This is a genomic window from Bacillus sp. JFL15, assembly GCF_001184225.1.
GTDB lineage: Bacteria > Bacillota > Bacilli > Bacillales > Bacillaceae > Bacillus > Bacillus siamensis.
Genome location: NZ_KQ236689.1, coordinates 3,408,358 through 3,424,533, shown reverse-complemented (window position 1 = coordinate 3,424,533; position 16,176 = coordinate 3,408,358). Strand labels below are relative to the sequence as shown.

Here is a 16,176-nt window from a genome sequence, read left to right as displayed (position 1 = left end):
TGAGGTGCTCCAATGTCGGTATTTAGAAATCAAGAAACGTACTGGGAAAACCTGTTTGACGAAGAAGACGGCCTAAGCGTATTCCCTTACTTTAAAGCAGCGGATAATGCGTCATTGGCCCGTACCGGCTATCAGGAAAAATACATCTGCCGTTCCTTATCTCCGGAAGTATCTCAAAGAATCATGACAATGGCGAATCATTCCGATATGGCGGTCTATTTGATTTTATTAGCAGGTATTGAATGCTTGCTGTATAAATATACCGATCGAACGAGCCTGATTCTCGGCATTCCAACGGTATCGAAGCAAAAAAGCAGCCAGTCAGCCGTTAACACCGTTGTTCTTTTGAAAAATACGCTTTCAAACGAGAGTACATTTAAAACCGTGTTTGAACAGCTGAAAGAAGCCGTTAATGATTCTCTGAAAAATCAAAACCTGCCGTTTAGAAAAATGGTTCAGCATCTAAACGTGCATTACAATGATGAGCGTCTGCCGCTGATTCATACTGTCGTTTCGCTTAACGAAATTCATTCTTTGCAATTTAAAGAAGACATTGCAGCCGATACGCTTTTTCACTTTGATTTGGAGAACAACGGGATTCATTTAAAGCTTTTTTATAACGGCAATCTGTACGATGAGCGCTATATGGATCAAATGACAGCCCATTTGGATCAGCTGCTGTCTGTGATCCTGTTTCACCCTCAAGCGGAGATCCATACAGCAGAAATGATACCCGAAGCGGAAAAACAGAAACTATTGTTTGATTTTAATGATACCGGCAGAGATTACTCCGGGAGCAGAACCGTCTATCAATTATTTGAAGAACAGGCAGAAAGAACGCCTGAGCACGCGGCGGTCAAGTTTAAAAACGCCCATTTGACGTACAGGGAATTGAATGAAAAGGCAAACCGTTTGGCAAGAACATTGCGTAATTGCGGGGTTCAAGCCGATACATTGGTCGCCATTCTGGCTGATCGTTCATTAGAGATGATCGTATCCATTATAGCCGTTTGGAAGGCGGGGGGCGCTTATGTGCCCCTGGACCCTGAATATCCAAACGAGCGGCTTCAATATTTGCTTCATGATGCGAATGCAGACGTTCTCCTTATTCAGCGTCATTTAAAAAACAATCTCACCTTTGACGGCCCGGTGATTGATTTGAATGATGAAACATCATACCATGCCGATTGCTCATTGTTATCACCAGTAGCGGAACACAGCCATTTAGCCTATGTCATTTATACGTCGGGCACAACAGGAAAGCCGAAAGGAGTCATGGTTGAACACGGCGGTATTGTGAATTCGCTCCATTGGAAGAAGGCGTTTTTCAAGCATTCTTCAGCGGATCGCGTGCTTGTCTTGTACCCGTATGTTTTTGATGCGTTCATTTTAAATTTCTTCGGCCCGCTTATCTCGGGTGCGACTTTGCACCTTTTGCCGAATGAAGAAAATAAAGACCTTTTCGCCATTCAAAATGTCTTGAAACAAGAGCGGATTACACATTTTTCAACTTCTCCCCGTCTTTTGAAAACGATGATCGAAGAGATGAATGCGGACGACTTCATTGATGTTCAGCATGTTGTTGTAGGCGGAGAGCAGCTGGAAACAGACACAGTTGAGAAGCTGTATTCTCTGCAGCCTCACATTCGGCTCAATAATGAATACGGACCGACAGAAAACAGCGTGGTATCGACCTTTCACCCTGTTCAGTCCGCTGATGAACAGATCACAATCGGCAAACCGGTGGCTAACCATCAAGCCTATATTTTAGGAGCGCACCAGCAAATCCAGCCGATCGGCGTACCGGGAGAGCTGTATGTCGGAGGAGCGGGGGTGGCCCGAGGCTACCTGAATCGGCCTGAGCTGACGGAGGAAAAATTTGTTCAGCATTTGCATCTCTCCGGTCAAAAGATGTATAAAACGGGGGATCTCGCCAGATGGCTGCCAGATGGAAGAATCGAATATGCAGGGCGGATCGATCATCAAGTGAAAATCCGCGGCTACCGAATCGAAATCGGCGAAGTAGAGGCGGCTATGTTCAATCTGGAAAATGTTAGTGAAGCTGCAGTCATTGCGCGGGAAGGCGCAGACGGAGCCAAGCAATTGTATGCCTATTATGTCGGCGAGCCTTCTGTGACTGCTGCGCAGTTCAGAGCCGAATTATCCCGTAAACTGCCGGATTATATGATTCCCTCCTACTTTATCCATTTGGAACGCATACCGCTCACTTCCAATGGAAAAATTGATTTGAAAGCTTTGCCTGCTGATGAAGAAAATACGCTGACGGATAACGAATACATAGCCCCGCGGAACACAACAGAAGAACTGCTGGCGTCTATCTGGCAAGAAGTATTAGGGGCAGAGCGTATCGGAATTATGGATAATTTCTTTGATTATGGCGGAGATTCGATTAAATCAATTCAGGTGTCTTCCAGATTGTATCAAGCCGGATACAAGGTTGATATGAAACATCTGTTTAAATATCCCGCGATTGCAGAACTAAGTCAATTTGTCTTGCCGATCGGCAGGATGGCTGATCAAGAGGAAGTGACCGGCAGCACAAACCTGACCCCGATACAGCATTGGTTTTTTGAACAAAAAATGCCGCAAGCTCACCATTACAATCAGGCCGTCATGTTATATTCGGCGGAAGGCTTGAAAGAGGCTCCGCTTCGCCGGACGATGGAACGGATTGCGTCGCATCACGATGCCTTGAGGATGATTTTTGAAAAAACACCGAACGGGTACGCTCCGCGAATTACAGGAACGGATGAAAGTGAATTATATCATCTGGAAGTGATGAATTATAAAGGCGAAACCGATCCTGCTCAGGCAATTTCCGATAAAGCGAATGAGATTCAAAGAAGCATGGCATTAGACCGGGGGCCTTTGATGAAACTTGGTTTGTTCCAATGCCCCGACGGAGATCATTTGCTGATTGCAATTCATCATTTGGTGATTGACGGAGTATCGTGGCGCATTTTACTCGAAGATTTTGCAAGCGGTTATGAGCAGGCAGAGCGCGGACAAACCATCCAGCTTCCGCAAAAAACAGATTCATTTCCATTCTGGGCTGATCAATTGTCCAAATATGCGAAAGAAACCGACATGGAAGAGGAGATTGCTTATTGGGCCGAGCTTTCAAGCACGAAGCCGCAGCCATTGCCTAAAGACAAAATAAGCGAAGATTCATTATTAAGAGACAGCGAAGAAGTGACGATTCAATGGACAAAAGAGGAAACGGAGCAATTGTTAAAACAAGCCAACCGCGCCTACAACACGGATATCAACGATCTGCTGCTGACTTCGTTAGGTCTCGCCGTTCACAGGTGGACTGGCATGGAAGACATTGCCGTAAATGTGGAAGGGCACGGGAGGGAGCAGATTATTCCGGATGCGGATATCTCCCGCACGATAGGATGGTTTACAAGCCAGTACCCTGTCGTCCTGAGAATGGAAGCCGGAAAAGACTTGTCACAGCGGATTAAGACCGTGAAAGAAGGGCTGCGCCGTATCCCGGATAAAGGAATGAATTACAGCATCATCAAATATGTATCCGGGCATCCCGAAGCCGACAGCCTGCAGCTGAAACCGGAAATATCGTTTAATTACTTGGGTCAGTTTGATCAAAACCTGAATCATCAAGCTTTGCGCATATCGCCTTTTTCCACAGGGTTATCGATGGACGAAAACCAAGAGAGAACGGCTGTTCTAGATGTAAACGGCATGATTTCTGAAGGGACATTATCGCTGACACTGAGCTACAGCAGCAAACAATACGAAAGACCGACTATGGCGCAATTTGCACGGAACTTGAAAGAAAGTCTGCAAGAAGTCATTGCGCATTGCGTAAGCCGGCAGCAGACTTCTCTCACACCAAGTGACATCCTGTTGAAAGACATCTCAATCGACGAACTGGAACAGCTTTTGGAGCAGACGCGTGAATTAGGCGAAGCGGAAAATATTTATCCATTAACGCCGATGCAGAAGGGCATGCTGTTTCACAGCTTATTTGATCCGAATTCAGGTGCTTATTTTCAGCAAACGATGTTTGATCTGCACGGAGAGTTAGACATTGATGCATTTTCAAAAAGCTTGGATGGCTTATCGCAAAAATATGATATTTTCCGGACGAATTTTTACAGAGGCTGGAAGGATCAGCCGCTGCAAATCATATTGAAAACGAAAAAGATCGGTTTTGAATTCATTGACTTACGCGAGATGAAGGAATCACAAAGAGAAGAGATGGTTCAGCAGTATGCCAGAGAAGATAAAATGCGGGGGTTCGATTTAGAGAAAGGCGCATTGATGCGGTTACTCATTCTCCGTACGGATGAAAAGACATACCGTTTCATATGGAGTTTTCACCATATTCTGATGGACGGCTGGTGCCTGCCGCTGATTACAAAAGAAATATTCGAGCATTACTTTGCCTTGCTTCACAAAAAACAGCCTGAACAATCGCCAATTACTCCGTACAGTCAATATATTGAATGGCTCGGCCGGCAAGATGCAAAAGAGGCCATGACTTATTGGGATCAATACTTGGAAGGATATGAAGAGCAAACCGGCCTTCCTAAGGATCACCATGCACCAGAAGAACGATACATTCCGGAGAAAGTGACGTGTGACATAAGCACCGACCTCACTTTAAAAATGAAGCAGACGGCCGGCGGGCGCCAAGTCACGCTGAACACGCTGCTGCAGACGGCATGGGCGGTTTTGCTGCAAAAATATAACCGAAGCAAAGATGTTGTTTTTGGGAGTGTCGTATCCGGAAGACCGGCTGGAATTCCGAATGTGGAAACAATGATCGGCTTATTCATTAACACCATTCCCGTCCGGTTCAGGTGTGAAGCCGGGACAACGTTTGCCGAGCTTATGAAAGAGGCGCAGGAAAGGGCTATAGCATCTCAACAATACGAGACACACCCGTTGTACGATATTCAGGCACGTACAACGCAAAAGCAAGATTTAATTACACATTTAATGATCTTCGAAAATTATCCTGTTGATCAGTATATGGAGAGCATTGGCCGGCAAAACGGATCATCCATCACCATTTCCAACGTACAAATGGAAGAGCAGACCAACTATGATTTTAATATGACCGTTATACCGGGCGACGAGATGAACATCTCTTTTGAATACAATGCCAATGTGTATGAGCGGGCAAGCATAGAGCGGGTTCGGGAACATTTCATGCAAATCCTGCATCAAGTCGTGACAGATCCGGATATCCGGGTGGATCAAGTAGATTTGTTAACGGAAAGTGAAAAAAGAACCCTTCTGCGGACGCTTAACGACACGGCAGCGCCATTTCCGCAGACGCCGGTACATCAATTATTTGAAGAGCAATCGCAGCGTACGCCCGATCAAGCGGCCGTCATTGATAAGGACAGGCAGCTCACGTACGGAGAGCTCAATAAGCGGGCAAACCGACTGGCGCGGACGATCAGAGCGATGGGTGTACAGACGGATCATCCGGTAGCCATCATCAGCAGAAACAGCATCGAATCGGTGGTCGGAATCCTTGCCGTTTTAAAATCAGGCGGCGCCTATGTCCCTATAGATCCGGAATATCCGCAAGACCGCATCCGGTATATGCTGGATGACTCCCAAGCCGGAATCGTTTTGACGCAGCGAGATGTCAGGGAACAGCTTTCCTATGAAGGCGTCACGATTTTACTGGATGATGAAGAGTCGTATCATCAAGATGACTCTGACCTTGAGCCGATAAGTGATGCAAGCCATTTGGCATATGTCATTTATACGTCAGGCTCTACAGGCCGGCCAAAAGGCGTATTAATCGAGAACCGGGGCTTGACCAATTATATTTGGTGGGCGAAAGAAGTTTATGTAAAAGGCGAGAAAACCAACTTCCCGCTGTACTCCTCCATCTCTTTTGATCTGACGGTGACTTCTATTTTTACACCGCTTATCACAGGTAATACGATCATCGTCTATGACGGAGAGGATAAAACAGCTCTGCTTCAATCGATTGTGCAGGACCCGAGGGTGGATATTATTAAATTGACCCCGGCCCATTTGCAGGTTTTGAAGGAAATGAACATCGCCGATCAAACGGCTGTCCGAAGAATGATTGTGGGCGGGGAAAACTTAAGCACCCGGTTAGCCCAAAGTATTCATGAACAGTTCGAAGGCCGGATTGAAATATGCAATGAATACGGACCGACGGAAACTGTTGTCGGCTGCATGATTTATCGTTATGATGCCGCAAAAGACAGACGGGAATCGGTACCGATCGGAACCGCTGCGGCAAACACGAGCATTTACGTTCTTGATGAGAATATGAGACCCGCGCCGATCGGTGTCCCGGGAGAAATCTATATCAGCGGCGCCGGGGTAGCAAGAGGATATTTGAACCGTCCGGAATTGACGGCAGAGAAATTCGTCGATGACCCGTTCGAACCGGGAGCCAAGATGTATAAGACCGGAGATTTGGCGAAGTGGCTGTCGGACGGAAACATTGAATACGCGGGCAGAATAGATGAACAAGTGAAAATCAGAGGCTACCGTATCGAATTAGGCGAAATCGAGGCAGCGCTGCTTCAAGAAGAAGCGGTCAAGGAAGCGGTCGTTACAGCAAGAGTTGATGCCCACGGGTTTAAACAATTGTGTGCATATTACGTGAGCGGCGGGCAAACAACGGCAGCCCGGCTCCGGAAACAACTGTCTCACAGCCTGGCGGGTTATATGGTTCCGGCTTATTTTATCGAGCTTGATGAAATGCCTTTAACGTCTAACGGAAAAATAAACAAAAAAGGGCTGCCGGCTCCGGATTTCGAGCTGCAGGACAGAGCAGAGTATAAAGCTCCCCGAACAAAAGCGGAAGAAATATTAGTTTCTGCCTGGGAATCGGTATTAGGCGCAGAGAATATCAGTATTCTTGATAATTTCTTTGAACTTGGCGGAGATTCCATTAAGTCAATCCAAGTGTCATCCAGATTAAAACATAGCGGATACAAAATGGAAATCAAAGACTTGTTTCAATATGCTACGATTGCTGAATTGAGTCAGCATATCAAGCAGAATCTGCGTATAGCCGATCAAGGTGAGGTCAAAGGAAAAGTCAGCCTGACTCCTATTCAGCATTGGTTTTTTGAACAAACAACAATAGATCCGCAATATTATAATCAAGCCGTCATGCTGCATGCGCCGGAAGGTTTTCGGGAAACGCCGCTTCGTCAAACCCTGCAAAAGATAACAGAACATCACGATGCGCTCCGGATGACGTTCCAGACTACGGAAAAGGGTTACGAGGCACATCATGCAGAGATCGCCCAAAGCGGACTGTACAACCTTGAAGTCCTGAATCTGAAAGCAGAATCCGACCCAGGGCAGACCATTGAAGCCAAGGCTGATGAGATACAAGGCAGTATGCGTTTAAGTGATGGCCCGTTAATGAAAGCCGGATTGTTTCAATGTGCAGATGGAGATCATTTGCTCATTGCCATCCATCATTTGATGGTAGACGGGGTGTCATGGCGCATTTTACTGGAGGATCTCGTGACCGGCTACAGGCAAGCCGAGAACGGGCAAGTGATTCAACTGCCGCAAAAAACAGACTCTTTCCAATTATGGGCTAAGAGACTTTCAGAATATGCGCAAAGTGAAACGATAAAACAAGAACAGGAATATTGGACAAAGATCGAACAAACCGAAGTAAAACCGCTGCCTACAGATTTTCAGGAAACCCATACAACTGCAAAAGACAGTGAAACAGCAACTGCGGAATGGACGAAAGAGGAAACGGAGCTCTTATTAAAACAAGCGAATCGCGCTTATAACACGGAAATAAATGATTTGCTTTTAACTTCTCTTGGTCTTTCTATATCCCATTGGTCGGGGCTTGACCGGATTCCGATTCATTTAGAGGGACACGGAAGAGAACAGATCATTCAGGATATGGATATATCGCGCACGGTCGGCTGGTTTACTAGTCTGTACCCGGTTGTGCTGCACGTGCAGCCAGGCAAAGAAATCTCTGATTATATCAAAACGACCAAAGAAGGACTGCGCCAAATTCCGCATAAAGGGATCGGATATGGAATAGCAAGGTACTTAAGCGGCGGAATGCCATCGAAGCTCGATCCTGAGATCAGCTTTAACTACCTGGGACAGTTTGACCAAGATTTACAGCAGCATGGGGTTCAATTATCTTCTTACTCTTGCGGTTCAGACTCGAGCGGAAATCAAGAAAGACCGTATGTATTGAATATAAACGGAATGATCACCGAGGGCCGGCTCAAGCTCACGATCAGCTACAGCAGCAAACAGTACGCAAAAGAAACAATCAAGCGGTTATCGGAAACAATTCAAAGCCGCCTGCGGTCAATCATTACGCATTGCGTTCAGAAAGAACAATCGGAACTGACACCAAGCGATATTTTGTTAAAAGGCATGTCCATTGACGAATTGGATAAGCTCCTTATTCAACTGCCGCGTACAGGTGAGATTGAAAACGTGTATCCGCTCACTCCGATGCAGAAAGGAATGCTCTTCCACAGCTTACTGGACGAGGACTCACATTCTTATTTTGAACAAGCATCGTTCGATTTGCAGGGAGAGTTAAAGATTGATTGGTTTAAACAAAGCTTGGAGCGATTGTTTGAAAGATACGCCGTGCTCAGAACCCGTTTTTACAGCGGCTGGAACGATACTCCTTTACAAATTGTCTATAAAACGCAAAAACCGCAAATTCATTTTGCAGATTTGCGTGACATAGAGGATCACCGGCGTGAGGATGTAATCGCAGCCTATCAAAGAGAAGACAAGGCAAAAGGATTTGACTTGGCTCGCGATCCGCTGATGCGAATAGCAATTTTCCGCATGGAAGACCGCAGCTATCATTTGATTTGGAGCTTCCATCATATTGTCATGGATGGCTGGTGTCTGCCTCTTATCACAAATGAAGTGTTTGATCATTATAGCGCCTTACAAAAAGGAAGGGGAAAAGAACCGTCATCTGCAGCGCCTTACAGCGACTATATCGAGTGGCTTGACCGCCAAGATCAGGGAGCAGCAAAGCGGTTCTGGAGCGAGTATCTTGAAGGATATAAAGGTGAAACCGCGCTTCTTCATAAAACACCGCAGCATGAACAAAAAGAATACGCTTATGCCAATGTGATCTGCCAATTTGATCACGAACAGACAAAACAATTACAGCAGATCGCAAACCAGCATCAAGTGACTTTAAATTCCTTGATCCAAACGTTGTGGGGAATTTTATTACAGAAATACAGCGGGTCCGCAGACGTTGTCTTTGGCAGTGTCGTGTCGGGAAGGCCGGCGGAAATTCCTGATGTGGAACAGATGATCGGCCTGTTCATCAATACCATTCCGGTTCGGGTCTGCTGCGATGAGGACAACTCTTTTGCCGATACGATGCAAATGGTTCAACAAAAAGCGTTGGCTTCCCAAGCATATGATACTTATCCTTTATACGAAATTCAGGCCCAAACGGAACAAAAGCAGAACCTGATTGACCATATCATGATTTTTGAAAACTATCCGATCGGGCAGCAGGTCGAAGAGACGGGACATCATGGTACGGAGCTGAACATTACGAATTTTCATATGCAGGAACACTCCCACTATGATTTGAATGTGGTTGTCATACCTGGCGAACAGCTGGCCGTTCATTTCGGTTTTAATGAAAACGAATATGAAAAATCAGAAGTGGAGCGGCTCTGCGGACATTTTGAACAGCTCATGCAGCAAGTATTACAGCAGCCGTCTGTCAAAATAGAAGAATTGGAGCTTCTCTCTCAGCAAGAAAAAGAACATCTGCTCAGCAGCTTTCAGTCTAATGACATGCATTACCCGCGTGAACAAACGATTCATGAGCTGTTTGAGGAGCAAGCGCATCGTACTCCGGACAATACAGCGGTTGTATTCGAGGGTAAACAATTCACCTACGAAGAACTGAACCGGCGTGCCAATCAGCTTGCGCGAACCTTGCAGGCAAAAGGTGTGCGGACGGATCAGCTTGTCGGTATTATGACTGAACGCTCGCTTGAGATGATTGTAGGCATCTTGGGAGTTTTAAAAGCGGGCGGCGCATATTTGCCGATAGATCCTGATTCTCCGTCTGAACGCATCAGTTATATTTTAAATGATTCAAGCATCAGCGTTTTGCTTTACCGCGGGAAGCTGCAGGATAACATCGGCTTTTCAGGAACATGTATCGATCTCATGGAGGAACATTTCTATCACGAAAAAGACAGCAGTCTTGCACTCTCTTATCAGTCCAGTCAACTGGCCTATGCCATTTATACTTCCGGTACGACAGGCAAGCCTAAAGGCACGTTAATTGAACATCGCCAGGTCATTCACCTGATAGAAGGGCTGAGCCGCCAAGTATACTCTGCCTATGAGGCGGAGCTGAATGTAGCCATGCTCGCTCCATATTATTTCGATGCTTCTGTTCAGCAAATGTATGCTTCCTTGCTGTCAGGACATACCTTGTTTATTGTTCCGAAAGAGATTGTGTCAGACGGTGCTGCCTTATGCCGTTACTATCGGCAGCATTCGATTGACATCACCGACGGAACACCTGCCCACTTAAAGCTTTTGATAGCTGCAGGTGATTTGCAGGGAGTCACGCTTCAGCATCTTTTAATCGGAGGAGAGGCTCTTTCCAAAACGACGGTAAATAAGCTCATGCAATTATTCGGCGATCATGGCGCTTCACCTGGGGTTACCAATGTTTATGGGCCTACGGAGACTTGCGTAGACGCGTCTCTGTTCAACATTGAATGTTCTTCCGATGCGTGGGCACGCAGCCAAAACTATGTCCCTATAGGCAAGCCGTTAGGCAGAAACCGCATGTACATTCTTGATTCAAAAAAACGGCTGCAGCCGGCGGGCGTCCAAGGCGAGCTGTATATTGCAGGGGACGGTGTCGGGCGGGGTTACTTGAACCTGCCGGAACTGACGGACGAAAAATTTGTTGCCGATCCGTTTGTACCGGAGGACCGAATGTACAGAACCGGTGATCTGGCCCGCCTTCTGCCGGATGGAAATATTGAATATATCGGCCGGATTGATCATCAGGTGAAAATTCAAGGTTTTCGGATTGAACTCGGTGAAATCGAATCGGTGATGCTGAACGTTCCTGATATTCAAGAAGCCGCCGCAGCTGCCCTTAAAGATGCAGATGATGAATATTACTTGTGCGGATACTTTGCTGCGGATAAGACAATACAGATCAGTGAACTTCGCGAAAGAATGGCCCGGCATTTACCGGGATATATGATCCCGGCTCATTTTGTTCAGCTGGATAAGATGCCGCTGACGCCAAACGGGAAGTTGAATCGCCAGTTATTGCCGGCTCCGGTCAAAAAGCGTGACAGCGGCATAGAGTACGTCCCGCCGCAAACTTCGGCAGAAATCCAGCTGACAGCAATTTGGGAGGATGTCCTCGGATTAGAGCAGGTGGGGATCAGAGATCACTTTTTTGAGATCGGCGGACACTCCCTGCGGGCAACGGCGCTGATTGCAAAAATACAAAAGCAAATGCATGTCCAAATTCCTTTGCGGGACGTCTTTCGTTTCCCAACCATTGAACAGCTCGCACAGACGATCACGAAGACGGAGCTGACCGGATATGATGCGATTCCTGCAATTGAAAAAAGACCTTATTACCCGGTATCCTCAGCACAAAAACGGTTGTACATCCTGAATCACTTGGAAGGCGGAGAACTCAGTTACAACATGCTGGGACTGATGGCTGTCGAAGGCAAGCTTGACCGTGACAAGCTGCAGCAAGCCTTCCGCACGCTGATTTTGCGCCATGAATCTTTGCGCACCGGTTTTAAAATGGCTGACGGAGAACCCGTTCAGTATGTCTTAGATCACGCAAAGTTCGAAGTAGAGTGGTATCAGGCAGAAGAAAATGATGCGGACCTTTATATCCGCCAATTTATTCGTCCTTTTCATCTGGATGAGCCGCCGCTGCTTCGCGTGGGGCTGATTGAACTTCAACCTGACCGCGGAATTCTGATGTTTGATATGCACCATATTATTTCTGACGGAACATCCATGAGCGTATTGATTAAAGAATTTATCCGCATTTATGAAGGAGAAACATTACCGCCTTTGCGCATCCAGTACAAGGACTACGCGGTATGGCAGACCGGCGAAGCGCGGTTAAAACAGATCCAAAATCAAGAAGCCTATTGGTTAGAGCTGTACAGCGGCGACGTTCCTGTCCTTCATATGCCGACCGATTATATCCGGCCGTCGGCACGGGATTTTGCGGGAGCCACAATGCAGTTTACGCTTGATAAGCAAAAAAGCGCCGGATTAAAGCAGCTGGCATCCCAAACTGAATCGACTTTATATATGGTGCTCCTTGCGTCTTATACATTATTGCTTTCAAAATACAGCGGCCAGGAAGACATTATTGTCGGCAGTCCCATAGCGGGAAGACCGCACGCCGATTTGGAACCGATTATCGGAATGTTTGTGAATACATTGGCCATGAGAAATTACCCTGAAAAAGGGAAGACGTTCTCTCAGTATCTGTCCGAGGTGAAGGAGAATGCATTAAAAGCTTATGAGCATCAAGATTATCCGTTCGAAGCGCTGATCGATCAACTGAATATCGCCAGAGACTTGAGCCGTAATCCATTGTTTGACACCATGTTTGTGCTTCAAAACACGGAGCAGGAACAGTTAGAGATAAATGACGTCACTTTCAAACCATATCCAAACGGACATACGATGGCTAAATTTGATTTAACCTTAACGGCTGTGGAAGAAGAGTCGGGTATTCAGTTCACGATGGAATACTTGACGGCTCTGTTTAAACCGGAAACGATCGAACGTATGATGGGGCATTTTGTGCAGCTGATTGATTCGATTATTAAACAGCCTGATGCCGAGCTGGCTCGTCTGAATATGATGACCAAGGAAGAGGAAAGAGACATTCAGCAACTCTTTAACGATACTGCAGTTGCGGAAAAACGAATTCCAACTACGGTTCATCAGCTTTTTGAGCAGCAGGCTGAGCTTAACCCGGACCATGAAGCCGTCAAGTTTGGAAATCAGACGCTGACTTATCGTCAGCTGAATGAACGTTCCAATCAGCTGGCGCGCCTCCTTCAAGATAAGGGTGCCTGCACTGATCAGGTTGTTGCCGTTCTCACGGATCGCTCAGCACATATGATCATCGGCATTTTAGCCATATTAAAGGCCGGCGCAGCATTTCTCCCTATCGATCCGGAGCTTCCCGAAAAACGGCGGGCTTTTATGCTGAAAGACAGCGGCGCCGATGTGCTTTTGACTTGTGCAGGTCACGCTATTCCGCCGCTCTTTGAAGGAGAAGCGCTTCTGCTTGATGATCCGATGATATATCAAGGCAGAGCAGACAATCTTAATCTTTCCTGCTCGGAAAATGATTTAATGTATGTTATTTACACGTCAGGCACAACGGGGCAGCCGAAAGGCGTTCAGCTGGAGCACAAGACGATGACGAATCTGCTCGCTTATGAGCAGGATCATACGCAGCTGCAGTTTGACAGAGTGCTGCAATTTGCCGCAATGAGCTTTGATGTTTGCTATCAAGAAATGTTCTCCGCGCTTTCAAGCGGAGGAACACTCTTTGTCATCGGCAATGAGGCAAAACGTGACATACGTCAGCTCAATGATTTTGTCAGAACGCACAGGATACAAACAGCATTTCTTCCGACCGCGTTCCTTAAGCTTCTTGCCTCGGAGAAACACTATTTCGAACCGTTTGCCGAGTGCGTAGATCACATCATCGCTGCGGGAGAACAGCTCATCGCAACAAGGATGCTGCGTGACATGCTGGCACGCCATCAAGTCACATTGCATAATCATTATGGCCCGTCGGAGACGCATGTCGTAACCATGTATACCGTCGATCCTGATACAGATCAGGAGCTTCAGCCGATCGGCAAACCGATTTCAAATACGGAGATTTTCATTTTGAATGAAGCCGGAACGCTTCAGCCTGTCGGAATCGTCGGTGAACTTTGTATTTCAGGAGTGAGCCTGGCCAGAGGCTATCATAACAGGGAGCCTTTGACACTCGAAACTTTTGTTCCCCACCCATATGACTCGAATCAGCGGATGTATAAAACAGGCGATCTGGCCCGTTACCTTCCTGACGGAAACGTTGAATATGCGGGAAGGAGAGACCACCAGGTCAAAATCCGCGGTTACCGGATTGAACTCGGTGAGGTGGAGGCCGCTCTTCTCAAGCACGTACAGGAAGCAGTTGTTCTAGCAAAAGAAAATACCGATGGCCAAAGTGATTTATATGCCTATTTTACAGCGGAGCAATCACTCTCGATCAGTCAGCTGAAAGAAAAACTTGCTGGTCAAATACCGGGATACATGATCCCTTCATACTTCATCCAGCTGGAGAAACTGCCGCTAACCGGCAATGGAAAAGTAAATCGAAGAGCATTACCGATGCCTGAAGCAGGTTTGCAAACGGGAACCGACTACGTTGCTCCACGGACGAATATGGAAGAGCAGCTGATATGCATCTGGCAAGACGTTTTGAAGGTAAAAGAAATAGGTGTAAAAGATAACTTTTTCGATTTGGGCGGCCACTCGTTGCGGGGGATGACACTCATCGCCAAAATTCATAAGCAATTCAGCAAAAACATTTCATTAAGAGAGGTCTTTCAATGTCCGACAGTTGAAAAAATGGCACAGGCTATTGCAGAAGCTGAAACCAACGGACCGGATTACATTCCGAAAGCTAAAGCAAAAGATGTCTATCCCGTATCGTCCGTGCAGAAGATGGTTTACCTGTCAACACAAATAGAAGGCGGAGAACTGAGCTACAATATGCCGGGAATCCTTACATTAGAAGGAAAACTCGACATAAATCGCTTGCAAACCGCTTTCCAAAGACTGATCCAGCGTCATGAATCGCTGCGTACCGGTTTTGAAATGGTCCGCGGAGAACTGATGCAGGTGATCAAACCGCAAGTGGAGTTTTCGATGGAAAGATACAAGGCAACAGCTGACGAGGTTGAGGAATGTTTCCGCACCTTCGTGCGGCCGTTCGATCTCAGCCAGGCTCCATTACTCAGGGCCGGACTCATCGAGTTAGAACAAGACCTGCATATTTTCATGTTTGACATGCACCACATCATCACGGACGGCGCCTCCATGAATATTTTTGTCGAAGAACTGATTCAAATGTATGACGAAAAAGAGTTAGCTCCGCTCCGTATTCAGTACAAAGACTTTACGGAATGGAAACATCAAAAAGAACAGAGAGAACGAATCAAGAAGCAGGAAGAGTATTGGCTTGGTGTATTTCATGAAGAGCTCCCGTCATTCGAGCTTCCGAAAGATTTTGCGAGACCGCCGGTTAGAAGCTTTGATGGAAAAAGGCACAATTTTACGCTCGATAAGACTGTCACCCAAGGGATAAAGCAGCTGGAAGAATTGACCGGAACGACCGCTTACATGATTTTGTTCTCGGCCTATTCCATACTGCTGGCAAAATACAGCGGTCAGGATGATATCGTCGTCGGAACCCCTATTGCAGGGAGACCGCATGCGGATTTGGAACCCATTATCGGAATGTTTGTCAATACATTAGCCATCCGCACCGCTCCGATGGCGGAAAAGACATTTTTGGATTATATAACGGAAACGAAAGAAACCATGCTGAAGGCTTTTGAACATCAAGAGTATCCTTTTGAAGAATTAGTTGAAAAACTGGGTGTGAAACGGGACTTAAGCCGCAATCCATTGTTTGATACGATGTTTGTCCTGCAAAATACCGAACAAACGGATATTGAAGTGGATTCTCTCGCAGTCAGACCTTATGAACAAACGGAGACGGCAGCCAAGTTTGATTTACAGCTGAACTTCTTAATAGATCAAGATGATATTCAGGGCAGTTTTGATTACTGTACGAAACTGTTTAAAAAGAAAACCATTGCTGTATTGGCCAAGGATTACGTCATGATTCTTTCGGCGATTATGAGAAACCCATCCATTCCTTTAAAAGACATTCAATTAAGCGAAAAAGTAAACAAAAGTAAACATCTTGCAAGCACAATCGAATTGGATTTCTAATCACGGGGGCAGCGGCTGTCCCGGCATGAATGCCGCGGCTGCCGCCAGCTGCCTGAAAACAGGAATGAAACCAACTGG

At 46.4% G+C, this 16,176-nt stretch carries 1 protein-coding gene; it reads left to right on the top strand.

The window, feature by feature from the left end; genetic code table 11:
* Positions 1–12: 12 nt before the first annotated feature.
* On the top strand, positions 13–16,098 hold the full coding sequence (locus AD710_RS16830) for a non-ribosomal peptide synthase/polyketide synthase (protein WP_049628562.1): 16,086 nt from the start codon (positions 13–15) through the stop codon (positions 16,096–16,098).
* Positions 16,099–16,176: the final 78 nt, after the last annotated feature.